The organism is Rhizobium giardinii bv. giardinii H152 (assembly GCF_000379605.1).
Taxonomy (GTDB): domain Bacteria; phylum Pseudomonadota; class Alphaproteobacteria; order Rhizobiales; family Rhizobiaceae; genus Pararhizobium; species Pararhizobium giardinii.
Genome location: NZ_KB902578.1, coordinates 360,808 through 384,212, shown reverse-complemented (window position 1 = coordinate 384,212; position 23,405 = coordinate 360,808). Strand labels below are relative to the sequence as shown.

General features: G+C 63.4%; 22 protein-coding genes and 1 tRNA gene. 13 read left to right on the top strand and 10 right to left on the bottom strand.

Features of this window, described 5'->3' with window-relative positions; translation table 11 throughout:
* Positions 1–4 precede the first annotated feature (4 nt).
* Complete coding sequence (locus tag A3AY_RS0101940) at positions 5–1,861, top strand: CHASE2 domain-containing protein (RefSeq protein WP_018323990.1); 1,857 nt, start codon at positions 5–7, stop codon at positions 1,859–1,861.
* Between the two features lie 9 nt (positions 1,862–1,870).
* Here A3AY_RS0101940 and A3AY_RS0101935 read toward each other — a convergent pair whose 3' ends face one another.
* Positions 1,871–2,491 carry a FecR family protein gene (locus A3AY_RS0101935; protein WP_026203016.1) on the bottom strand — a complete coding sequence of 207 codons (621 nt, stop codon included), beginning with the start codon at positions 2,489–2,491 and terminating at the stop codon, positions 1,871–1,873.
* A gap of 219 nt (positions 2,492–2,710) precedes the next feature.
* Here A3AY_RS0101935 and A3AY_RS37320 point away from each other — a divergent pair, with 219 nt between their 5' ends.
* Complete coding sequence (locus A3AY_RS37320; protein ID WP_018323988.1) at positions 2,711–3,601, top strand: tetratricopeptide repeat protein; 891 nt, start codon at positions 2,711–2,713, stop codon at positions 3,599–3,601.
* Positions 3,602–3,736: 135 nt separating this feature from the next.
* Here the strand turns inward: A3AY_RS37320 and A3AY_RS0101920 are convergent, their stop codons facing one another.
* The 3 genes from A3AY_RS0101920 to pxpB are packed head-to-tail and all read right to left on the bottom strand — an operon-like array spanning position 3,737 to position 6,433.
* The gene (locus A3AY_RS0101920) at positions 3,737–4,771 is read right to left on the bottom strand and encodes a proline racemase family protein (protein WP_018323986.1); all 1,035 of its coding nucleotides are present in this window, start codon (positions 4,769–4,771) and stop codon (positions 3,737–3,739) included.
* A gap of 22 nt (positions 4,772–4,793) precedes the next feature.
* On the bottom strand, positions 4,794–5,771 hold the full coding sequence (locus tag A3AY_RS0101915) for a 5-oxoprolinase subunit C family protein (protein WP_018323985.1): 978 nt from the start codon (positions 5,769–5,771) through the stop codon (positions 4,794–4,796).
* Positions 5,768–6,433, bottom strand: a complete 666-nt coding sequence (pxpB, locus tag A3AY_RS0101910; protein WP_040667987.1) for a 5-oxoprolinase subunit PxpB — start codon at positions 6,431–6,433, stop codon at positions 5,768–5,770. The genes A3AY_RS0101915 and pxpB overlap by 4 nt, the downstream gene beginning before the upstream one ends.
* Positions 6,434–6,650: 217 nt before the next feature.
* On the opposite strand from pxpB, the gene A3AY_RS0101905 reads away from it, so the two are divergent.
* From A3AY_RS0101905 to spdA, 4 genes are all read left to right on the top strand, one after another.
* Entirely contained in the window at positions 6,651–7,424 is a 774-nt protein-coding gene (locus A3AY_RS0101905; RefSeq protein WP_018323983.1) for a LamB/YcsF family protein, read from the top strand.
* A 23-nt stretch (positions 7,425–7,447) separates the two neighbouring features.
* The gene (locus A3AY_RS0101900) at positions 7,448–7,891 is read left to right on the top strand and encodes an acetyl-CoA carboxylase biotin carboxyl carrier protein (protein ID WP_018323982.1); all 444 of its coding nucleotides are present in this window, start codon (positions 7,448–7,450) and stop codon (positions 7,889–7,891) included.
* 4 nt (positions 7,892–7,895) lie between these two features.
* On the top strand, positions 7,896–8,291 hold the full coding sequence (locus tag A3AY_RS0101895) for a hypothetical protein (RefSeq protein ID WP_018323981.1): 396 nt from the start codon (positions 7,896–7,898) through the stop codon (positions 8,289–8,291).
* Positions 8,292–8,385: 94 nt separating this feature from the next.
* Complete coding sequence (spdA, locus tag A3AY_RS0101890; RefSeq protein WP_018323980.1) at positions 8,386–9,192, top strand: 2', 3'cyclic nucleotide phosphodiesterase SpdA; 807 nt, start codon at positions 8,386–8,388, stop codon at positions 9,190–9,192.
* A gap of 59 nt (positions 9,193–9,251) precedes the next feature.
* Here the strand turns inward: spdA and A3AY_RS0101885 are convergent, their stop codons facing one another.
* On the bottom strand, positions 9,252–9,620 hold the full coding sequence (locus A3AY_RS0101885; RefSeq protein WP_018323979.1) for an HVO_A0114 family putative DNA-binding protein: 369 nt from the start codon (positions 9,618–9,620) through the stop codon (positions 9,252–9,254).
* Positions 9,617–9,907, bottom strand: coding sequence for a toxin-antitoxin system TumE family protein (locus A3AY_RS0101880; RefSeq protein ID WP_018323978.1), 291 nt, complete (start codon positions 9,905–9,907; stop codon positions 9,617–9,619). Before A3AY_RS0101880 ends, A3AY_RS0101885 begins: the two co-directional genes overlap by 4 nt.
* A 158-nt stretch (positions 9,908–10,065) precedes the next feature.
* On the opposite strand from A3AY_RS0101880, the gene A3AY_RS0101875 reads away from it, so the two are divergent.
* The 6 genes from A3AY_RS0101875 to A3AY_RS0101850 all read left to right on the top strand — a co-directional run bounded on the left by A3AY_RS0101875 (position 10,066) and on the right by A3AY_RS0101850 (position 17,696).
* Positions 10,066–10,380 (top strand): YkgJ family cysteine cluster protein, encoded by a 315-nt coding sequence (locus tag A3AY_RS0101875; RefSeq protein ID WP_018323977.1) that lies wholly within the window; start codon positions 10,066–10,068, stop codon positions 10,378–10,380.
* 176 nt (positions 10,381–10,556) lie between these two features.
* Positions 10,557–14,252, top strand: a complete 3,696-nt coding sequence (gene putA / locus A3AY_RS0101870) for a trifunctional transcriptional regulator/proline dehydrogenase/L-glutamate gamma-semialdehyde dehydrogenase (protein WP_018323976.1) — start codon at positions 10,557–10,559, stop codon at positions 14,250–14,252.
* A 252-nt stretch (positions 14,253–14,504) separates the two neighbouring features.
* Positions 14,505–15,089 (top strand): IMPACT family protein, encoded by a 585-nt coding sequence (locus tag A3AY_RS0101865; RefSeq protein WP_018323975.1) that lies wholly within the window; start codon positions 14,505–14,507, stop codon positions 15,087–15,089.
* A 191-nt stretch (positions 15,090–15,280) separates the two neighbouring features.
* A complete protein-coding gene (locus A3AY_RS0101860; protein WP_018323974.1) occupies positions 15,281–16,267 on the top strand; it encodes an aldo/keto reductase in 987 nt (328 codons plus the stop codon).
* 58 nt (positions 16,268–16,325) lie between these two features.
* Complete coding sequence (locus tag A3AY_RS0101855; RefSeq protein ID WP_040668054.1) at positions 16,326–16,754, top strand: DUF1810 domain-containing protein; 429 nt, start codon at positions 16,326–16,328, stop codon at positions 16,752–16,754.
* Positions 16,755–16,787: 33 nt separating this feature from the next.
* Positions 16,788–17,696 (top strand): SDR family oxidoreductase, encoded by a 909-nt coding sequence (locus A3AY_RS0101850; RefSeq protein ID WP_018323972.1) that lies wholly within the window; start codon positions 16,788–16,790, stop codon positions 17,694–17,696.
* Between the two features lie 47 nt (positions 17,697–17,743).
* Here the strand turns inward: A3AY_RS0101850 and glf are convergent, their stop codons facing one another.
* Positions 17,744–18,901 (bottom strand): UDP-galactopyranose mutase, encoded by a 1,158-nt coding sequence (glf, locus tag A3AY_RS0101845; RefSeq protein ID WP_018323971.1) that lies wholly within the window; start codon positions 18,899–18,901, stop codon positions 17,744–17,746.
* Between the two features lie 13 nt (positions 18,902–18,914).
* Positions 18,915–20,960: an O-linked N-acetylglucosamine transferase, SPINDLY family protein gene (locus A3AY_RS0101840; protein WP_018323970.1), complete on the bottom strand. Its 2,046-nt coding sequence runs from the start codon at positions 20,958–20,960 to the stop codon at positions 18,915–18,917.
* A 143-nt stretch (positions 20,961–21,103) separates the two neighbouring features.
* Here A3AY_RS0101840 and A3AY_RS38855 point away from each other — a divergent pair, with 143 nt between their 5' ends.
* Positions 21,104–21,430, top strand: a complete 327-nt coding sequence (locus A3AY_RS38855) for a hypothetical protein (protein WP_154663236.1) — start codon at positions 21,104–21,106, stop codon at positions 21,428–21,430.
* Here A3AY_RS38855 and A3AY_RS0101835 read toward each other — a convergent pair.
* Together A3AY_RS0101835 and A3AY_RS0101830 are read right to left on the bottom strand one after the other, a co-directional pair.
* Positions 21,401–21,477, bottom strand: a tRNA-Arg gene (locus A3AY_RS0101835). The two genes, A3AY_RS38855 and A3AY_RS0101835, sit on opposite strands and share 30 nt — an antisense overlap.
* A 196-nt stretch (positions 21,478–21,673) precedes the next feature.
* Positions 21,674–23,155, bottom strand: a complete 1,482-nt coding sequence (locus A3AY_RS0101830) for a sensor histidine kinase (RefSeq protein WP_018323969.1) — start codon at positions 23,153–23,155, stop codon at positions 21,674–21,676.
* Positions 23,156–23,405 lie beyond the last annotated feature (250 nt).

The following is a 23,405-nucleotide window of genomic DNA, read 5'->3' as shown; positions in this document are numbered from 1 at the left end:
CACCTTGAAAAGCTTCCGCCTGCCCCGGGTCAGGCCGCTGTTTGCCGGAGCGGCTGCGAGCGTTCTGGGTGCGCTGTTCCTGCTCTTCTCCGCCGGACCGGTGCTTGAAACGCAGCGCGAGCTTTTCTTCGATTCGCTGACGCAATGGGTGCAGGCGCCTCAATCCGATCAGATCGTGGTCATCGACGTGGACCGGAAATCGCTGCAGCAGACCACGGCGAAGAGTTGGGGTCGCGGCGAAACGGCCGAGTTACTCTCCCGGTTGTCGGCGGCCGGTGCCAAGGCCGTCGCGGTCGATTTCATATTCAGCACGGCCTGCGATCCCGCGGAAAAATCCAACGCCGCGCTGACGCAGGCGATTTCGGCCGTGCCTTCCATTCTCGGCTTTCTGATTGCCGATGGCGGCCCCGAGCATCCGGCACCTGTTCCACCCGTTGCGGTCCGCCGTCCGGTTGCGATCCCCGACCTGTGGTTCATCGATGGCGCCGAAGCCTCGTGCCCGTTTCTGCAAAAAGCGTCGCGGTCGGCGGCAGCCGCCTTTCTCGTCGGCGACGAGGATGCCCGCATCCGCCGCGTGCAGGCCTTTTCGATCCTCGGCAACGATGCCTATCCGACGCTCGGGCTCGAGGCTGCACGCCTGGCCGAAGGCGGTCGCACGCCGATCCTCGGCGGGCAACCCGCCTGGCTGAAGCTCGAAGCCCGGCTGATCGAACTGGACGAGGATGGCAGCATGCGGTTTGCCGCAAGCTCGACGGCCACGATCGCTGCGCGGACGGTATCGGCGGGCGACGTGCTGAGCGGTGCCGTCGCCGACTCACGGTTCAAGGGCAAGACGGTGTTCATCGGCAGCAGCCTTCCCAATCTCGGCGGCCTGCGTTCCACGGCCTCGATGCCACTCGAACCTTCCGTGCAAATCCATGCCGACGTCGCCAATGCCGTGCTGACCGGCTTCATCCCCCGTCGCGATGCGCAACTTCCGCTCTATGAGGCGGCGCTGGGTTTGGTCGGCGGGCTGCTGGTCGCCCTGATTGCGACCCGCCTACGGCCGGTGACGTCGGCGCTCCTGGGGCTTCTGGCGATTTCCGCGACAATCGCGGCGGCCGCGGCGATCTATGCCGCCTCGGCCCTGCTGGTCGATGCCGTCGGCATCAGCCTTGCCCTCGTCTTCGTGCTCGCCGTCACCAGCGTGCTGCAATTTGCCCGGGTCAGGCGGGCAGAATCGGCGGCCCGCAGCAAGTTCTCGCAATACCTGCCGCAATCCGTCGTGGCCCGCTACATCGACAACCCGGATGACGACCGCGTCGCCGGCGAGGAGCGACCGGTGACGGCGCTTTTCACCGACATCGAGGGCTTTTCCACCCTGTCGCAGAAGCTTTCGCCGCGCGACCTCGTTACCCTGCTCGACACCTATTATGCCGAGGTGAACGGCCTCGTCGCCCGCTATGGCGGCATGGTCGACAAGGTGGTGGGGGACGCCGTGCATGCATTCTTCAACGCGCCGGAGGACCTCAAGGATCACGTCAACAAGGCGATCGACTGCGCCGAGGCGATCCGGGCGCTGACGGAGGAAATGCGCCGCCGGCCGGGCTTCGTCGACCATCAGTTCGGCCGCACGCGGATCGGTATCGAAACGGGGATCGCCGTGCTCGGCGAGGTCGGGGCCGGCGGCAAGCTGGATTATACCGCCCATGGCGACGCCATCAATCTCGCCGCCCGGCTCCAGGAAGCCAACAAGTTCCTCGGGACCGCCATCTGCATCGGCCCGGAAGCGGCCGTCCAGAGCGGCCGCAAGCTGCGCTCGCTCGGCATGCACGAAATCCGCGGCTTCGGCGAAATGGAGTTGTTCACCAGCGAGGCCTGAGGCAAGGCGTCAACGCGTCAGGCCGACGCTCGCATAAGCCTCGACGATTCTGGCTTCCTTCCAGACGACGGGCTGCGTCGGCGCATCGCCGGGCCTGGCGATCTCGATACCCTCACCGGCACCCACCAGCCGCTGGACACCGCCGCCATCGACAGACACCTGGCCGTGTTCGACAAACACGGCGAAAACACCGCGGTTCGGGCCGGCGAAGAATTTCGTGCCCCGCACGCCGATCATGCCGAAGGTGGTTCGCAAGGCGAGGTCGATCTTGGCAAGGCCTTCCGGCCGGTCGAAGACCATCTGCCCCATGCCGAGCTCCATCGTGCCGCCCTGGCCGGCGATGAAGCTGTCGACAAGCAGCTCCGTCTCGCTGCCGAGCAATATCCGGGTATCGGCGAGTTGCAGGTCGGCGAAGCTTTCGGCAGCGGTCCGGACAAAGTCGTTGTCCATGATCTGCGCGCCGGTCGCCAGTCCCTCTTCCTTCTCCGCGCGCTTCAGGTTGACCTTGCCGCGCACATCGGTTGCCTTGCCGATGACGGCGTTTGCACGCGCCGGAATGGCGAACAATCCGCCCATGGCCAAAGCGCAGCCGGCGACGAATGTCCGCCGTCCGATCCGGACGTGCCGCATCGGCATGTTCTCTCGCGTCATTGCCCTTGCTCCTTGTTCAAACAGGCCGGTTTTCGACGCAGCATCCGCGCGACAGGCTGGAAAAAGAGTGCCTGCCGGACACGCCTTTGGCCGGATCGTTTTCATTCTTCCTCCCCGGCGGCCTGAAACGCTGTTTCCCAAGGAACAGCCATGCGCCGGCTTGCTCCTTAGGGTGACACAAACGCCAGGGAGAACGCCATGAAAAACGAAACCAGCAAGCGCATTTCCGTGATCAACGCGATCCTGCTCACCGCCGTCAGCCTGCTTTCGATCGCAGCGATCGCCATTCCCTCCGCCCGCGCCGCCTCACCGATGCTGCCAGCGGACCAGTGTGATGCCGAGGCCGGCAGCGAACACGATCTGCAGCGCAACCTGTCCTTTCGCCCCGTGGCGACCGAGGATCTCCGCATCGGTATTGCTCTCTCGGCCTGCCGCGAAGCCTTCAACCAGGGCAGCGGCCCACGCCAGACCTTTCAACTCGCCCGCGTGCTCCATGCCGCAGGCCAGCACGCGCAAGCCTTCCAGATGCTCGCAAAAGCGTCCGAAGGCGGGCATGCGGCCGCGATGGTGAACTATGCCGTCATGCTTGGCGAAAAGGGGGATCACGACACCGCTTTCGCACTCTTTGAAAAAGCCGCCGCCACCGGGAACATCATGGCCGCGTACAATCTCGGCGTCGCCTATCGCGATGGCGTCGGCACGTCCGCCAATGGGTCGCTTGCCGCCCAGTGGTTCGAGCGGGCCTCGGTCGCCAGGGACAATCTCGGCGCCTTCAACCTCGCGGTCATTCTGGACGAGGGGACGCAGGTTCGCGAAGACGATCAAAAGGCCGCGCGGTTCTACAGGCTGGCGGCCGATCGCGGCAATGTCGATGCGATGGTCAATCTCGGCCTGATGCTGGAAAGCGGCGAAGGCATGCAGGCCGACCCGGTTGCCGCCGCCGCGATGTTCACGAAGGCTGCGGAAAAGGGCGACGCATTCGCCATGACGAAGATCACCAAGCCGGGCATCGATCCGGCAACGACAGCCAGCGTCGAGCCGAGCGAACAGGCAAACCTCGTTCTGGCAAAATCGGGCCGCGTCAAGTGAGGCAGCCGCATCCGAGAAACGGCTTGCGGCCTCCCCATGCCGTTCAGCCGCGCGCGGTCCGCTGGCCGGGCAAGGACCGGCCGGCGCAGCGCCTGTTCCTCGCCATCAAACCGTAAGCATAAGCTAACACATTCGTCAGCGGATTTCGCCGGCCTGCGGCCCCCAGGTATCGGTCAGGGCAAATCCTTCGGCCAGCGGATCGAACGGATCAAGCGCCACCTGATGCAGCCCGAAGGTCCAGCCGCGACCGGAAATCGTCGGGATGATCGCCGGACGGCCCGCCACTTCAGTAACGCTTTCCAGGCCCACCTCGAATTCCGAACCGATGATCGAACGCGACGTGAAGACGTCGCCGACCTTCGCCAGCCCCCGCGCGTGAAGCGTCGCGAGATTGGCGGAGCTGCCGGTGCCACAGGGCGAGCGGTCGACCCGCCCCGGCCACATCGTCGTGCAGGTGCGCACCGTGCCATCGGCTTCGGTGTCGCGGAACATCACATAGGCGACGCCCTTGATCTCCGGAATTTCCGGGTGGACGACCGGAATCGTGCGGTTGACGAGGTCCTTCAGCATCATGCCGGCCTCGACGATCCGGCGGGCGTTTGCCTTTTCGATCGTCGTGCCGATCTGAGCGACATCGACCAGCGCATAGAAGACGCCGCCGAAGCAGAGGTCCATTTTTATCCGGCCCCAGTCGGGCGTATCGACCTCGACATCCAACTCATGCACGAAGGAGGGAACCATGGTGAGCTTGACGCGCTCGCAACGGCCGTCGCGGCAGGTGGCCGTCGCTTTGACCAGGCCGGCGGCGGTATCGAGCATCACCACCGTCTCCGGTTCCTTCATCTCGACAATGCCGGATTCCAACAGCGCCGTCGTCACGCAGATCGAGTTCGAGCCGGACATGGCATGCGCCTGATCCGCCTGCAGGATAATGAACCCCGCATCCGCCTCCGGCCGCTTTGCCGGCACCAGGAGATTGACGGAGCCGATCGATCCCGAGCGCGGCTCGAGGCAGAGAAACCGCCGCAGGCTGTCATCGACGGTATTGATGTGGTTCAGCTGTTCGGCGATCGAGTTGCCCGGGATTTTCGGCACGCCGCCGATCGCCACCTTACCGATCTCGCCTTCGCAATGAACATCCAGCAGCTGGATCGTACGCTTCCATCTCATCATTCTGCTCCAGTGTCGAAAATCAGTTCCAGCCGCGCATCAGCGCCGCGTCTGCGGCAAGCGCGGCCATGAAGGTGCGTTGTTGCCTCAGTGCTGCCACCGCCGTGTCACGATCGGTGAGCTCGAAGCGCAGCCGTGCGCCGACCGGCGACTGCGCGAGCTTCCACAAATCCGCCTCGATGACATTGGCGATCTTCGGATAGCCCCCGCAGGTATTCGCCTCGGCAAGCTGGATGATCGGCTGGCCGTTCGGCGGCACCTGCACCGTGCCGGGCATGATACCATGCGAAAGGAGTTCCAATTTGCGGGTCAGCGTCAGTTCCGGGCCGCTCAGGCGATAACCCATGCGGTTGGCGTCATTGGTGATCAGCCAATCGGTTTCATGAAATTTCGAGCGTGCTTCACCGGTGAAGACAGCATATTCGGCGCTCGGCAGGACGCGCAAGACGATGGCTTCGTCCTCTGCCGCTGCAGGCGCGCGCAGCACCGATACATCAGCGCCGTAACCACCCTCCATCCGCGACATTCTACGAGACGTCCCGCCAAGCGCCAGCCTGTCGCCTCGGTGCAACCCGCGGCCCTCAAATCCGCCGAAAACGCTCTTGAGATCGGTGGAACGCGAGCCAAGCACCAGCGGCACGTCGATACCGCCCTGAAAGGCGATGACGGCGCGGGCGCCGGCGCGCGGCAGGCCGAGCGTCAGCACCTCGCCCGCCTTGGCGTTCATAACCCACCAGTCGGGAACCTGCCGATCATCGAGCTTTGCCGGGCAATCGGCCCCCGCCACGGCAAAGACCGTATCGGTCTCGAACCGCAACCGGAAGGGAAACAGCGCCACCTCGATGCCGGCCGCGCCCTCGTCGTTTCCGACGAGCAGGTTGGCAATTTCGAGCGCCGGGGCGTCCATCATGCCGGAGCGCCCGACGCCGGCATCGAGGTAGCCGGTGCGCCCGAGATCCTGCACGGAATTGACCGCGCCGGTCGACAGGATCTCGATCATGGCTGAACCTCGATCACACGGAAGCGGATGCGGTCGCCCGGCTTGCAGGCGCACGGTGGATCGCGCAGCGGATCGAACAGCGGCACCTTTGTCTTGCCGATGATGTGCCAGCCGGAGGGGGCCGTGCAGGGCATGATGCCGGCCTGCGCGCCGCCGATGATCACCGAGCCGACCTTCACCTTCATCCGCGGCACGGCCCGGCGGGGCATGGCGAGCTGCGGATCAAGCCCGGAGAGATAGACGAAACCCGGCATCGCGCCGACGGCCGCCACCGAGTAGACCGCTTCCGAATGCCGGCGCACCACCTCTTCGACGGTCAGCCCGGCATTGTCCGCAAGCGCCGCCAGATCCTCGCCGTCCGGCCCGCCATAGACCACCGGGATATCGACATCGCGGCCCGAGACCGCGTCCGGCACCACCGTCTTCCAGATGTGCAGAAGCTGCTGTTCTACCTCGCCGGGCGGGATCGCCAGCGGGTCGAAGACGATCATCAGATTGTTCATGCCGGGCACGGTCTCGGCCACGCCGTCGACCTTCAGCATCCATGCCGCCACCGCCCAGATTCTCGATTGGATATCATCCGAAAAAACCGGACCGGCAGCGTCGAGCAAAATAGCGCCTGCGCCTTGCGAGCTCAATCTGGGAGAAACAACGTCTGTCACCTGAAAAATCCGCCGAGGAACCTTGTCGCTTTCTCTGATATATCAGCTTGCGGGTCTTGCCTAGCCGCTATCGCATTCTTTGGCGTCGATCTGACTGCAGCCCTGACGACACGTCAATCATCCTTTGCGACCACACGAAGGCGCATCCTGTCATTTCCCTTACCCTCGACATAGGCTAAGATCGGTTTTCCTCAACTCATCAGGAAGCGGAAAAGCCTTGAACACCAAACGCTTGAGCGTGGATCTGAACTCCGACATGGCCGAAGGATTCGGCGCCTACCGGATGGGCGACGACGATGCAATCCTGAAGGTCGTCACTTCGGCGAACATCGCCTGCGGCTTTCATGGCGGCGATCCGGAGATCATGGCAAGGACATTCGCCCTGGCGAAGGAGCGCGGCGTCGCTGTCGGCGCCCATCCCGGCTTTCCCGACCTCTGGGGTTTCGGCCGCCGCAACATCCCCTTCTCCGCCGGCGAGATCGAGCGCCTCGTCGCCTACCAGATCGGCGCGGCGCAGGCGATGTCGGCCTATGCAGGCCATCCCATCACCCATGTGAAGGCGCATGGCGCGCTCGGCAACCTGACCCAGCAGAACGCCGAGGTGGCAATGGCCGTCAACCGCGCCATCAAGGCCGTCGACCCCTCGCTCGTCTGCCTCGTCATCGCGCTCGGCCACCAGCAGCGACAGGCGAACGAGATGGGACTGAAGACTGCATCCGAAATCTTTGCCGACCGGGCCTATACGGAGGAAGGTTATCTCGTCGACCGCAAGATCGCCGGCTCGGTGATCCACGACCCTGCCGAGGCCGCCGCCCGCGCCGTTCGCATGGTCCGCATGAGTGCCATCGAGACGATCAGCGGCAAGAGCATCAGAACCCCGATCGACTCGATCTGCGTTCACAGCGACACGCCGGCCGCGGTCATGATTGCAGCGACCGTCCGCCTCGGCCTCGAGGCCGAGGGCATCGCGGTGAAGAACTTCCTTTCCTGATCCCTGCCAAAAACGAGACATTCATGGACCTCGACCTGATCGAACGGCTGATGCGCCTTCTGGAAAATTCCAGCGTCAACGAGCTGGAATTGACGGAAAACGGTACGCGCATCCGCCTGTCGAAGACCGTTGCAGCCCCTCCGCCCAACCGCTCCAGCGCCGTCGCTTCGTCGGCCGGAGCCCGTACGGAGGCGACCGCGTCCGCCGCCGCGGCAGGGTCGAAGGAACATGTCATCGTCGCCGGTTTGCCCGGCACCTTCTATCGCTCGCCGCTGCCGGGCGAACCGGCCTTCGTGGAGGTCGGCGCCCTTGTCGAAGACGGCCGCAAGCTTGCCATCATCGAAGCCATGAAGATGATGAACCCGGTCGAAGCCGACTGCTCTGGCCGGATCACTGCAATCCATGTCGCAGACGGCGGCGCAGTCACAGCGGGCATGCCGCTGATGACGATCGAAAAGACGGCGTGAGCCGATGAACAGCAACGACATTCAGAGCGTGATCGCCTTGATGGAGCGGCACGGCGTTGCCACGTTCGATTACGAACATGGAACCACCCAGCTTCATTTGACGGTTGGCGCCGATGCGCAAGACGCCGCGCCGGCATCGCCTGACCCGGCTGCGATGGCGGATCCGGAGACGATCCGCTCACCCGGCGTCGGCATCGTTCTCTATGCTCATCCTGCAAATGCCGGCCCAGTGCCGGCGCTGCCGCGAAAGGCCGCAAAAGGCGAGGTCGTCGCCTACATCAAGACGGGCCTGACCCTGCGCGCCGTTCTTGCCACGAAAGACTGCCGCCTCCAACGCGCGCTCGTCGCAGACGGGACCGGTGTCGGCTATGGCGAAGCGCTGCTTGAAGTCGCGCCGTGATCGAATGATCCCAATTATGTTGCTTGACGCCCAGGCTTCCCGCGGCCAGCCTGACGGCATTCATTAGTGTTTTCTTTGCAATGGACGCGCCGCGATGACGAAGCTGATCGTCTTCACCGACCTGCACATGGTGCCCAAGGGCACATCGATCATCGGGCTTGATCCGTTCCAGCGGCTGTCGGCCGGCATTGCGCACGTCAACCGCTACCATCCCGACGCGGACCGGGTGATCGTCATGGGCGACCTGGCGCACCAGGCCGACCGGCCGTCCTATGAGCGGCTGAAAGCCCTGCTCGACCAACTGATTCCGCCGCTCGCCATCACCATCGGCAATCACGACCGGCGCGACATCTTTCTCGACGTCTTTTCCACCTGTGCCCGCGACGAGGACGGCTTCGTGCAGCAGGCGATCGATTTCCCCGATTGCCGCGTCGTCATCCTTGATACGCTGTTTGCGCCGCCCTACGACTACCCGCGCAGTCACGCCGGCTTCCTCTGTACCAGGCGCCTCGCCTGGCTCGACCGCCAGTTGGAAACGGCCGGCGACCTGCCGGTACTGCTCTTCATGCACCATCCGCCGCACGCGACCGGCTTTACCGGCATGGACCTGATCCGCCTGATCAACGAGGTGGACTTCTACGACCTGGTGAAGCGTCGCGGCAATGTGCTGCATCTCTTCGCCGGCCATGTGCACCGGACGATTTCCGGATCCAGCAGGGGCATACCCTTTTCCGTCTTCAAGAGCCCGGTGCACCAGCAGCCGATGCCCTTCGACGCGCCGGACGCCTCCCTCTCCGTCGACGAACCCGCCGCCTACGGCATCGCCGTCATGACCGACACCGGGGTGCTGGTACATACCGAGGATTACGAGATCGCGGTACGGGATGCAGCAGTGGCTTAGCGCCGCGCGTCAAATGCTCTCAGCAGTCGATCCGAGACCGATCGCGGACGTCCGTCGGATCAAGCTGCTGCTCTGAGATCGAAGTTCGCGTGGATCACGTCGTAGGGAACGCACACCTTGCCGTCTTCGCTATGTCCGACGATGCCCCAATCTGCAAGCGCTGTAATGTCGTCATGAACGCGCTTCACATCCCGTTCGATGGACCTCGCCAGTCCACGTATGCTGGACGGCCCGATTTTCTGAAGGTGCTCGATCAGCTCCCATCTTTTCGGAGTGATGATCGTGAATAATTGGGCAGGCGAGGAAAAGGTAAAAACCGCGACCGGCTCGGACGGCTGCCCCGTCCGCATTGCGGTAGATGCTCGCTCGAACGCCTCATCGAATGCTGCCTCCGTATCCGAACGGATCTGGATTAAAGCCTCTCTCATTGCTGCTGCCTCCTTTTGACAATTTCCTTCCGAAAATCGGAAAGAAGTGCGTCAGTGCTGGTAAACGCGTAAGGGTATTCCATGCCGTCGAGGTGGCAATGATCCCCCTTGCCGCGTTCATTGTCGAAACCGACAATTCGATTTCCGTTCCGGCCATAAAAGAGCCTGTACTTGAACAGGTGCGCGCTGCCGGGAACCGGCTCCGGAACCTTCCAGATGACGATCTCCATGATCGAACCATCGGGAAAAACAAGCTTCGAGCGTTCAATCAGCGCTGCCGAAATCATGTTGTCATTTATGACATCGGACAGCCGGCGTTGTCAATCACGCCAACGCTTCAAACGACCAAACCCTCGCGGATCGAACAAGCCGCGACTGGTTCGGCAGCCGGCTATGTCTCCCTATCCTATTCCGCTCGCACGGAATTTCAGCTACCCTACGCGCCATGACCCTCATCGTTCCCACCGAAGATTTCGATTGCCAGAGTTGCGGCGCCTGTTGCAGCTATTCCGAGGAGTGGCCGCGATTTTCGCTGGAAACGGACGAGGAACTGGAACGGATTCCCGCCGAATATGTCTCCGCAGATCTCGGCGGCATGCGCTGCGAGGACAATCGCTGTTCGGCACTTGAGGGAAAGCTCGGCATCCATGTCGGCTGCCGGATCTACGCCGTGCGACCGATCGTCTGCCGCACCTGCATGCCTGGCGACGACGAATGTCTGATGGCCCGCCACAAGCTGTCGCAGAAAGTCATGCTCTGACTTCGGATCGTCCGGCATGTTTTTGGTTATGCCGTACAGTACACGGTAGATATAGCCTAAATTAGGGAAACATTCGTTTCTGACGACATTTAACCGGATGGATATCCGGAAACCTCTGCCTTATTTTGCACGCAGGATTGGAAGGCGCGCCGCGCCAGTTCAGAGGGACGAGATCGATGAGCCAGCCGCAGAAAACTCCGCAGACCAAGGCCGCCCCCCTGCCCTTCGAAAACTTCGCGCCGCCGATCGCCACGCAGACGACGCTGCGCCAGGCAATCACCGCCGCCTACCGCCGGCCGGAAACCGAGTGCCTGCCGCCGCTGGTCGATGCCGCGACGCTCTCTGACGATATCCGCGCCCGCGCCAGGGCCACCGCGGCCAAGCTGATCACGGCACTGCGCGCCAAGCACAAGGGTTCCGGCGTCGAGGGGCTGGTGCATGAGTATTCGTTGTCGAGCCAGGAAGGGGTGGCGCTGATGTGCCTGGCCGAGGCGCTGCTTCGCATTCCCGACACCGCCACCCGCGACGCGCTGATCCGCGACAAGATCGCCGACGGCGACTGGCGCTCGCACATCGGCGGCGGCCGCTCCCTCTTCGTCAACGCGGCTACCTGGGGCCTCGTCGTCACCGGCAAGCTGACGGCCACCGTCAACGACCGCAGCCTGTCCGCCGCCCTCACCCGCTTGATTGCGAGGGCCGGCGAGCCGGTGATCCGCCGCGGCGTCGACATGGCGATGCGGATGATGGGCGAGCAGTTCGTCACCGGCGAAACCATCGAGGAGGCGCTGAAGCGCTCGCGGCCGCTCGAAGCCCGCGGCTTCCGCTATTCCTACGACATGCTCGGCGAGGCCGCGACCACCGCCGCCGACGCCAAGCGCTACTATGCCGATTACGAAAATGCCATCCACGCGATCGGCAAGGCCTCGAACGGCCGCGGCATCTATGAAGGCCCCGGCATCTCGATCAAGCTGTCCGCCCTGCATCCGCGCTATTCGCGCGCGCAAGCCGCCCGCGTCATGACCGAGCTGCTGCCGAGGGTGAAGGCCCTGGCGCTGATCGCCAAGCGCTACGATATCGGCCTCAACATCGACGCCGAGGAGGCCGATCGGCTCGAGCTTTCGCTCGACCTGCTCGAAGCGCTGCGCCTCGATCCGGACCTTTCCGGCTGGAACGGGGTCGGCTTCGTCGTCCAGGCCTATGGGAAGCGCTGCCCCTTCGTGCTTGATTTCGTCATCGATCTGGCCCGCCGCTCGGGCCACCGCATCATGGTGCGCCTCGTCAAGGGCGCCTATTGGGACGCCGAGATCAAGCGGGCGCAGCTCGACGGGCTCGAAGGCTTCCCGGTCTATACCCGCAAGGTCTTTACCGACGTTTCCTATATCGCCTGCGCCCGCAAGCTGCTGAGTGCCAAGGACGTCATCTTCCCGCAATTCGCCACCCACAATGCGCAATCGCTGGCGACGATCTACGAAATGGCCGGGCCCAATTTCAAGGTCGGCGATTATGAGTTCCAGTGCCTGCACGGCATGGGCGAGCCGCTTTATGACGAGGTAGTCGGCAAGGCCAATCTCGATCGTCCGGCCCGCATCTATGCGCCGGTCGGCACGCATGAGACGCTGCTTGCCTATCTTGTTCGCCGCCTGCTCGAAAATGGCGCCAATTCCTCCTTCGTCAACCGCATCGCCGATCCGGCCGTGTCGATCGACGAGCTGATCGCCGATCCGGTCGATATTGTCAGCGCCATGCCGTTGATGGGTGCGCCACATGACCAGATCAAGCTGCCGTCCGACCTTTATGGCGGGCGTCGCAATTCCGCCGGTCTCGACCTCTCCAACGAGGCGTCGCTGGCGATGCTTTCCGAGGCGCTGAAGGAAAGTGCCGCGATCGCGTGGGAAGCCGCGCCGCAGCTCGGATCGCAGACTCTGCGCGGCGAGAGCCGGTCCGTGCTCAATCCCGGCGACCACCGCGACGCCGTCGGCTCGGTCATCGAAACCGCCGAGGACGATGCCCGTCGCGCCGTCGCCGTCGCCCTTGCCGAAGGCGCCAAATGGAGCGCCGTTTCGCCGGTCGAGCGGGCCCAGCGCCTCGTGCGCGCCGCCGACCTGATGCAGGCGCGCATGCCGACGCTGCTCGGGCTGATCGTCCGTGAAGCCGGCAAGTCGCTGCCGAACGCGATTGCCGAAGTGCGCGAGGCGATCGATTTCCTGCGCTATTACGCCGAACAGGCAAGCCGCACGCTCGGACCGGCGCATCAGGCGCTCGGACCGATCGTCTGCATCAGCCCGTGGAACTTCCCGCTGGCGATCTTCACCGGCCAGATCGCCGCCGCCCTCGTCGCTGGCAATCCCGTCCTGGCAAAGCCCGCCGAGGAAACGCCGCTGATCGCGGCTGAAGGCGTGCGCATCCTGCACGAGGCCGGCATCCCGTTGGAAGCCCTGCAGTTGCTTCCCGGCGACGGCCGCGTCGGTGCCGCCCTCGTTGGTGCCGAAAATATTGCCGGCGTGATGTTCACCGGCTCGACGGAAGTTGCCCGGCTCATTCAGGCGGGGCTTGCCGATCGCCTGTCACCATCCGGCCGGCCGATCCCGCTGATTGCCGAAACCGGCGGCCAGAACGCCATGATCGTCGACAGTTCCGCGCTTGCCGAACAGGTCGTCGGCGACGTCATCGCCTCGGCTTTCGACAGCGCCGGCCAGCGCTGCTCGGCGCTGCGCGTGCTCTGCCTGCAGGACGATGTTGCCGACCGCGTGCTGACCATGCTGAAGGGCGCGCTGCACGAACTCGATATCGGCCGCACGGACCGGCTCGCCGTCGATGTCGGGCCGGTGATCACGGCGGAAGCCAAAGGCATCATCGAGAAGCACATCGAGGCGATGCGCGGACTGGGCGCCAAGGTCGAGCAGATCGGGCTTTCCCCGGCCACTGCCGAGGGTACCTTCGTGCCGCCGACGATCATCGAGCTGAAGCAGCTTTCCGACCTGAAGCGCGAGGTCTTCGGTCCCGTCCTGCACGTGCTGCGCTACGAGCGGGATGATCTCGACCGGCTGATCGACGATATCAACGCCACCGGCTACGGCCTCACCTTCGGCCTGCACACCCGCCTCGACGAGACGATCGCCCACGTCACCTCGCGTGTGAAGGCCGGCAATCTCTATGTCAACCGCAACATCATCGGCGCCGTCGTCGGCGTGCAGCCCTTCGGCGGGCGCGGCCTCTCCGGCACCGGACCGAAGGCCGGCGGCCCGCTCTATCTCGGCCGCCTCGTCACGGTCCCGCCGGTGCCGCCGCAGCACAGCTCGGTGCATACGGATCCGGTGCTGCTCGATTTCGCCAAGTGGCTGGATGGCAAGGGGCTGAAAGCACAAGCGCAGGCAACCCGCGAAACCGGCAGCCAGTCGGCGCTGGGGCTTACGACCGAACTGACGGGGCCTGTCGGCGAGCGCAACCTCTATGCGCTGCATGCACGCGGCCGTATCCTGCTCGTGCCGGAGACCGAAGACGGCCTCTACCGCCAGCTTGCCGCCACGCTTGCCACCGGCAACCATGCCGTCATTGATAGCGCATCAGGCCTCAAGGGCGCACTCAACGCTCTTCCAGCCACGGTCTCGGCCCGGATTTCCTTCACCGCGGACTGGAAGGCGGACGTGCCTTTCGCCGGGGCACTGATCGAAGGCAATGCCGAGCGTATCCGGACGGTCAACAAGCAGATCGCCGCCCTGCCCGGCCCGCTGGTCCTCGTCCAGGCCGCATCAAGGGAAGAGCTCGCCCGCAATCCGGACGCCTATTGCCTGAACTGGCTCTTGGAAGAAGTCTCGACCAGCATCAACACGGCAGCCGCCGGCGGCAATGCGAGCCTGATGTCGATCGGGTAGGACGGGGCGAAGTGTTTCAGAGCATCGGATGCTCAAGGAGAGTTACCCCCTCTGTCACTTCGTGACATCTCCCCCTCAAGGGGGGAGATTGTCTCCCCAAGTCGGTCCCAAGTCAGGCGTTCGCAAAAACGCCAATCCGTTTTGGAGCGCCGGACGGGAACCGCGCACTCCCGATCTCCCCCCTTGAGGGTGAGATGTCGCGAAGTGACAGAGGGGGTTCCTTGCTCCATGCTTCCCTGCAATAACGCAACAATGTACACCCTGAAAGACACAGCAACCCACACGCAGGAAATCAAGAAGAGCCGCTTCCTGGCCATCTGCGGCCCCGTCGGGAACGCGGACGAAGCCAGGGATTTCATCGCGCGCCATTCCGACCCGACGGCGACCCACAATTGCTGGGCGTTCCGCATCGGCCAGACCTATCGCTTCAACGATGGCGGCGAGCCGAGCGGTACCGCCGGAAAGCCGATCCTGCAGGCGATCGACGGCCAGTCGCTCGATCATGTCGCGGCCCTTGTCGTACGCTGGTTCGGCGGCACCCTGCTCGGCAGCGGCGGCCTCATCCGCGCCTATGGCGGCACGGCGGCCCTGTGCCTGCGCGCGGCGGAGAAGACGGAGGTCATCGCGACCGTCAGCGGTACGGTCGGCTGCGCATTTTCCGATCTGTCATTGATCAAGGCAAGACTTGCCGGCATGGGCGTAACGATCACGGGCGAGACCTTTACGGGCACCGGCGCCAACCTTGGCCTGCAAATCCCCAAGCACGCCTGCGAAGCCGTCGCGGCGGCAATCCTCGATCTCAGCCGCGGCCGGGCGGCTCTTAATTTGGAAGATTGATTTTCGGCTCGGCGCAAAACTCTATAACACTTTGAAAACAAGAACGATTTTTCTCGAAATCGCGCATTCCCCGAAAGTTTGAGTACTGGCTCCTCCGTCACATTCGGAATAAAAACAAAAGGTAAAGCAAGAAACCCCGGTTTGGTTTGGCCGGATTGAGGGGCGCGCCGCCGCCCGGCGAGGAATCACACATGAAAAGCAGAACTCTTGGGCGCACCGGCGCCACTATTTCCGAAATCGGCTTCGGCGCGTGGCAAATCGGCGGCGCCTGGGGCGATGTTTCGGAGGAAGACGGCAAGCGGGCGCTGAATGCCGCGCTCGATGCCGGCGTCACCTTCATCGACACGGCCGACGTTTACGGCGACGGCCGCTCGGAAAAGATCATCGCCTCGGTGCTCAAGGAACGCGGCGGGAACAAGCCCTTCGTCGCCACCAAGGCCGGTCGCCGGCTGAACCCCCACGTCGCCGATGGTTATACCGGCGCCAATATCGAAGCCTTCATCGACCGCAGCCTTGCCAATCTCGGCGTCGAGACGCTCGACCTCGTCCAGCTGCATTGCCCGCCGACGGAGGTCTTCTACCGGCCGGAACTGTTCGGCGCACTCGATGGTCTGGTCGCCAAGGGCAAGATCCGCAATTATGGCGTCTCCGTCTCCACCGTCGAAGAGGGGTTGAAGGCGATCGAATATCCCGGCGTCGCGACGACCCAGATCATCTACAACATCTTCCGCCAGCGCCCGCACGACCTGTTCTTCGAACAGGCGCAGAAGAAGAATGTCGGCATCATCGTCCGTGTGCCGCTGGCCTCCGGGCTCCTTTCCGGCAAGATCACCGCCAATACCAAATTTGCCGATGACGACCATCGCAAGTTCAACCGCCACGGCGAGTTCTTCGATGTCGGCGAGACCTTCGCCGGCGTGCCGCTCGAGGTCGCGCTCGAGGCCGTCGAGCAGGTGCGGCCGCTGGTGCCGCAGGGTGTTTCCATGGCGCAGTTCGCGCTCGCCTGGATTCTCCAGAGCCCTGCCGTCTCGGTCGTCATCCCCGGTGCCCGCAACGCGGCGCAGGCCAAGGCGAATGCCGCTGCCAGCGACGTTCCCGAACTTCCCGAGGAAACGATGGCGGAACTCGCCGACGTTTATGAGCGTTTGATCAAGGTTCACGTTCACCAGAAGTGGTGACGATCTGAGCCGCGCCGGGAGTTCGGCGCGGCCCTCCCGGATGGTCGAGGTGCAGCCAATGAACGATCCCTATCGTCTGTCCCGCTTCGTCGAGGCGCAGGAACCAGTCTATGAAACGGTCCTTCGCGAACTGGAACACGGCCGCAAGGAAAGCCACTGGATGTGGTTCATCTTTCCGCAGATCGCCGGCCTCGGCCATTCACCGACCGCCCAGCGGTTCGCCATTTCGTCCCTGGATGAAGCCCGCGCCTATCTGGCGCATCCGCTGCTCGGCAGCCGTCTCATCCAGTGCACCCGCACCGTTAACGCCGTGCGCGACCGCACTGCGCACCAGATCTTCGGCTCGCCGGACGATATGAAGCTGCGCTCGTCGATGACGCTGTTTCGCGAAGCGGCAAGCGATCCAGAGCCGTTCACGACCGCGATCGACCGCTATTTCGACGGTGAAGCCGACCAGCGGACGCTCGACATTGTTGCGCAGTCCTAAGATCCGCGGGAGACATGTCAGAGGAGGGAAACCATGCAGCTCAAGGGAAAGGTGGCGCTGGTCGCCGGCGCGACGCGGGGCGGCGGGCGCGGCATTGCCGTGGAACTCGGGGCGGCGGGCGCCACTGTCTACGTCACCGGCCGGACGACGCGGACAGAACAATCCGAGTATCGCCGGCCGGAGACGATCGAGGAAACCGCCGAACTGGTGACGGCGGCAGGCGGTAAAGGCATCCCGGTCCAGGTCGATCACCTCGACGCAGCCGCGGTAAAGCGGCTTGTCGAGCGCATCGGCCATGAACAGGCGCGGCTCGACATTCTCGTCAACGACATCTGGGGCGGCGAGAACCTCTTCGAATGGAACAAGCCGGTCTGGGACCACAATCTCGAAAACGGCTTGAAAATGCTGCGTCTGGGCATCGATACGCATCTCATCACCGCCCACCACGCGCTGCCGCTGATGATCGAGCAGCCGGGTGGGCTGCTGGTCGAGGTGACCGACGGCACTGCCGCATACAATGCCAGCCACTACAGGCTGTCGCCCTTCTACGATCTTGCCAAGGTGGCAGCCAATCGCATGGCGTTCGCCCATGCCAAGGATCTTGCCGCATACCACGCAACCGCCATTTCCATCACTCCCGGCTGGATGCGCTCGGAGATGATGCTGGGGCATTATCAGGTCAGCGAGGACAACTGGCGCGACGCGACGCGGATACAGCCGCATTTCGTCATCTCGGAAACACCCCGCTTCCTCGGCCGTGCCGTCGCTGCCCTCGCCGCAGATCCGGACAGGGCGCGCTGGAGCGGCCAGTCGGTCTCAAGCGGCGGCCTCGCCCAAGTCTACGGCTTCACCGACCTCGACGGCTCGCGCCCGGACTGCTGGCGCTACATGGACGAGGTGATGGATCTGGGCAAGCCCGCGGACGCGACCGGCTATCGATGAGGAGCCGCTGGCATCCGCTGAAGACAGGATCAAAACACTCTTGCCCGTCAAACCGGCGAATGCAGAAACGCGGGCATTGGCGCGCTCTCCGCCAAACGGGAAAGATAGAGCCGTGCCGTGTCGAGAGCCTCGCGAATGGTCACATCCATATCGAGATAACGGTAAGTACCCAGCCGCCCGACGAAGGTGACGGAGGCTTCCTGCTCGGCGCGCGCGACATAGTCGGCAAGCTGCTCCTTCTCCTTGACCAGGCGTATCGGATAGTAGGCGATGTCTTCAGGGCCACAGACGCGGGCGGTTTCCCGATAGCAGACTGAACCGGCGTGCTCCTCCCAGGGAGAGAAATGCTTGTGTTCGGTGATCCGCGTGTGGGGCACTGAGACATCGCCATAATTCATGACTGCGCAGCCCTGATAATCGCCCTCATAGGTAAAGCGCTCGAAATCGAGCGTGCGATAGCCTAGCCGGCCGAACTCGTAGTTGAAATAGCCGTCGAGCGGGCCGGAATAAAAGACATGCTTGAAGTCTTTTCCTTCGGCACGGTCAAAATGCGTGCCGAGTTTTACCGTGATGTTGGGATGATCGAGGATACGTTCGACCATCCGGGTATAGCCGTTTTCAGGCATGCCCTGATATTTGTGGAAGAAATAGTTGTCGTCATAGTTGAAGCGCACGGGAAGCCGCTTCAGGATGGAAGCCGGCAATTCCGTTGGCGAGCAACCCCACTGCTTTTGCGTATAGCCTTTGAAAAAGGCCTCATACAGGTCTTCTCCAACAAAACGCAGAGCTTGCTCCTCAAACGTTTTTGGCTCGCTGATGGATTTGTCGGCCTGCTCTTCGATAAAGGCGCGCGCCTCGTCCGGCCTGAAATTCTTGCCGAAAAACTGGTTGATCGTATGGAGGTTGACGGGCAGGGAATAGACTTGGCCATTGCTCGTCGTCTTGACCCGGTTCTTGTACGGCATGAAAGTCTGAAAGCTGTTCACATAGTTCCAGACCTCGGTGTCGTCCGTGTGGAAAATATGCGGCCCGTAGACGTGGACCATCACCCCGGTCTCCTGGTCGCGCTCCGTATGGCAGTTGCCAGCGATATGATCGCGGGTGTCAAAGATCTCGACCTGGTGGCCCGCCTTTGCCAGGTCACGCCCGATGACGGCGCCCGACAGGCCAGCCCCCACAACGGCAATTTTTCCGTTCGCGCGCATTCCAAACCAGTCCTTAAGCCGTCGGATCCGTCCACAAGCGGCCATCGCGTGCAAGCGGCGCATACTCGTTCCATTTGGCCAGTTTTTCGAGATAGCGGCGCCGGTAGGCGCGATCGTCCTCGAAGTCGACGTTCGCCGACACAATTTCGGTGCCGATTTCGTAATAGACGTCGAGATTGTGCAGGTCCGGCACCGGCGTTTCCCCACGTTCAGCTTCACCCTGCATCTGCCAGAACAGTTGCTCGAGGCGGCGTGCGAGCGCGGGAATATCGCGCAGCGCGCAGGTCTCGCGCTGGCGCTGCAGCGATTCCCTCACCGACGCGAGGCTCTTGCGGTCACGCTCGAAGGCGATGGCCCGGCGTACGTAGTCGTCCGGCGTGCTGCAGATCAGTTCCGGGACGCCGGCGGCCGAAATGATGCTGCCGCAGAAACGCGCGGCGAAGCTTTTCCCGGTCATCGTCACGATCGGCAATCCCATGGTGACCGCGTCCGCCGCGGTGGAATGCGCGCCATAGGGAAAAGTGTCGAGGAAGAGGTCGGCCAGGCCGATGCGCGCAAGATGGTTCGGATTGTCCGCCTTGGGTGCAAAGATGAGCCGCTCGGCCGCCACGCCGCTTTGCGCGGCCGCCTGGCGTAGCCGCTGGTTGACGTCCGCGTCCCCTCCCAGCAGCCACAGCACGCTGCCGGGCGTCTCCGAAAGGATTGCCATCCAGCGGGCAAAACAGCTGGCGTTGATTTTCTGCATGCCGTTGAAGCACGCATAGACGAAGGCATCCTCCGGCAGACCGGCCTGCGTCCGGCTTGGCGGCGCGGCAATCAGCCGCTTGCGGTCGATCGGCTGGTTGCAGGCAATCCTCAGCACCTTTTCGGAATAGTAGATCTCGTTCTCCGGCGGGACGATGTGCCCGTCGGCGATCATGTACTGATGGAACGGGCTGCCCATGGAACCCGGATAGCCGCAGAAATTGACGATGACCGGTGCCGGCCGATAGGCGAAGATCTTCGTCCGTGCATGCTTGGTGTAGCCGTTGACGTCGACGAGGATGTCGATTTCGTCGGCAACGATTTGCGCTGCCGCCTCGAGGTCGTCGACCGCGGCGATATCGCGCCAGCAATCGACCGCGCTCTTGATCCGCTCTTGCGTTGCGTCGTTGGACCGGGGATCGCCGCAATAGTAAGCAAATATTTCGACGCTGCTCTTGTCATGCAGTTCCAGAACTTCGCTGAGCGCAAAGCCGACCGCGTGCTCGCGCAGATCCGAGGACAGATAGCCGACGCGCAAGCGCTGCCCGGTTCCCGATTTCTGCCGCAGCGGCTTGCGCTGGAAGCCACTGAGATCCGGCCTCCCGACCAGCGATTTGTTGTAACGGTAGGCCTTGGCGAGCTGGAACAGCGGGTCGTCGGCATAGCAACCGAGCGTCAGGGGCGACATCGCATCCAGCAACTGGCGGGTCGAGACGTGGTCCGATGCGACCAGGACCGGCCACTTGCACTGCCGCTGCCGTAGCGACGTCCAGTGCTGGCCCGCCTCGGTCTTGTCGGGCCGCAACTCGATCGCCTGCCACAGGGCGGTTTCCGCCTCTTCCATCTGGCCCGAGCTTTCTAGAACGCGGCCGATGTGCTGGAGCATCATCAGACGGTGGCTGACCTGTCCGGGGGTGATCTCGGCCGTCGCCTCGATAAAGCTGCGCCACTGCTGGACTGCCTGGCCGGTCAGGCCGCAATCCTCCAGCGCACGGCCAAGATTGACATGTGCCTGCCCGAAGCGCGGCTCGATCTTCAAGCAGGCGCGCAACGCATGGATCGAGCCGGCAACATCGCCCATCTGCCGCAGGGTGACCGAATAGTTGAAATAAGCGAGATGCAGGAGGGCATTGGCATCGTTGAACGCGATCCAGGTCTTGTAGAGCTCGGCTGCCTGCGGCCTTTGCCCGGCAGCGTTCAGGCTTTCCGCGATCTGAAACAACTCGGCGAGCGACAGCTGTTGGGTTCGCGCCCGTTCCAGCACGCTGGCGAGGGGCGAAACGCGGTCTGAGGCGAAAGCATTATTGATGAGCATGGATATCTCGCAAACAGGCGGCCTGGCGGCTGGCGTCTATCCGCAGAACTACTATCGGCACTAGCTTGCGTTGGGCTTGTCGCTTTGCAGCTGGCTCCTGCGAGCCATGTCTACGTACATCATCAATCCGACGGGACGCTTGAATGGTCGATGCCGGTGACGGCGCTCAACCAGACGGGCACGCAATCGCAAGCCTCGCCACCACGCAAGTCGCGGCACTGAGCTCCACGCAGATCGCAGCCCTGACCACCGAGGCGATTGGTCGAGAAGCCAAAGACGCTCGAACAGTGGCCGCCTGCGGACGCTGGCGCGCCACTGGTTCCAAGACCAGTGCCCTCGACCACGCTTCCCCGCCAGACAGCGGCGCGCAACTCAGGCAAAGCCACTTACGGCAAGCTTTCGCCTATACATTAAACTCTTGTTGTTGCTTGAAAAAAAAATGGCGCACCCGAAGAGATTCGAACTCCTGACCCCCAGATTCGTAGTCTGGTGCTCTATCCAGCTGAGCTACGGGTGCGTGGCACTGCGGTGATCACCGCTTGCGTGGCGATCCTCTAAAACGTCCAACCGGGGAATGCAAGCGAATTTCCGCAAAAAGACTCTTTTTTGCGTCGCAATATGCCTATCTCTTTGAAAAAGCAGGCAGATCTTCTTTGAGAGCTGTCATTGCCCTGTCATTTTCAACCGGTGAGCGCCCAAGGCCCCCGTTGCGATCAGGGCCGGGTCTTGGAGCGGAACGCATCGAGCGGCACCGGCCGATCCGGCAGCTCGATGCGAAAGAGCGTTCCAGGCGTCGGCTTTTCGACGAGCGCGATGGTGCCGCCATGGGCAAGCACCAGTTCGCGGGCGATCGCCAGTCCGAGCCCCGTGCCGCCAGAGCGGGCCGAGCCGCGGAAGGCCGCGAACAGGTTTTCCCGTGCCTTCGGCGGCATGCCTGGACCGGTATCATCCACAGAGATGCTGACGACGCTGCCGGTGCGCATTGCCGCAACGGTGATGACCCGCGGGGAACCTGCCTCGCCCGGATCATTCATCAGCGCCTGCACGGCGTTGCGGCAAATATTGTGGACGATACGGAACAGCTGCTCGCTGTCGGCATCGACCTGCAGATCGTCGGCGATCTGGATGCGAAAATCGATGCCGGTATTCGGGTCGATCGCCAGCATTTCGGCGACGTCGCTGACCAGCAGCCGAAGCCTGACGAAACGCCGGTGCGGCGCCGGCTCGGTGGTGCGGCCGTAAGAGAGCACCTCGGTCGTATAGCCGACGGCGCGGTCGATGGTGCGCAACAGCGTCGGGGCGAAGCGCTTGACGATCGGATCGTCGACATCGGCCAGCCGGTCCGAGATCAATTGCGCCGACGACAGGATGTTGCGCATGTCATGGTTGATCTTCGACACGGCAAGGCCGAGATCGGCGAGGTTCTTCTGCTGCTTCAGGGTCTTCTGCAACTGCCGCTGCATGGCCGCCAGGTGCTGGCCGGCAACCGACAGCTCGTCTTCGCCCGGCGCCGGCTCAAGCACGCGGGCGGGATCGGCAGGGTCGGCCGAAAACTCCTGCATGTTGGCGGTCATCCGCCGGATCGGCGCAATCATCAGGCGGCGAATCGCGAGGAAAATCAGCGTGGCGGTGAACAGCGAAATCGCCAGCGAGAGAAAAAACACGTTGCGGGAATATATCAGCATCGCCTTGCGCAGGCTCTGATCCTCCATCACCACCTCGATGATCGCGTCGCTGTCACCCACGGGCCCGTAGATCCGCACCACCTTGTCGCCGCCGAACAGCAGCGTGTCGAAGGCGTCGCGGATGGCGGCAAGCGGCGTCATCGCCGCGACGTCATACTGTGCATCGACTTCCGGCGGCATGTCCTCGGCGGCGATCAGCCGCGATTCATCCTTGCGCCTGAGCACGATCGCCTTGGTCCCCGTCGCCATCAGGGTTTCTTCCTGCAGCGGCCGCGAGAGCTGCACATCCTGGAGGCCGTCGACCACCACGCCGGCCGCAGCCGCCGTGTTGAGCCGGTCTTCCAGCCAGCGGATGCGCATGTTGGCGACGGAGGGCACGAAGATCAGCACTTCGGCGAGCATGACGAACGATACCGTGAGCAGCAGCAGCCTGCCGGAAAGCCCGCGAAAAAAGCCGGTCCGCCGTGGTGGCTTGTGGAAGGCTGTGGCCCCTGTCTTTTCTGCCGTCATGTTCTTTGCGCGTTCCCGCCTCGGCCAGGACGCCGCGGCAGCCGGATGACGGCCCGGGCGAACGGCTTACGTGTCAGAGCTTTATAATAGGCGATGCCCGCGCGTTTTCCAATCTCCGTCATGGTCGCAGGGGGCGCGGCGGCGCCAAATGCGGCTGCGACTGAGCTTGACGCGCTCCACCGATAATCGCGGCGAAAAACGTCGCCGTGGTCGAAACTGCACATGCAAAAATCCCGCGGCGATTGCGGAT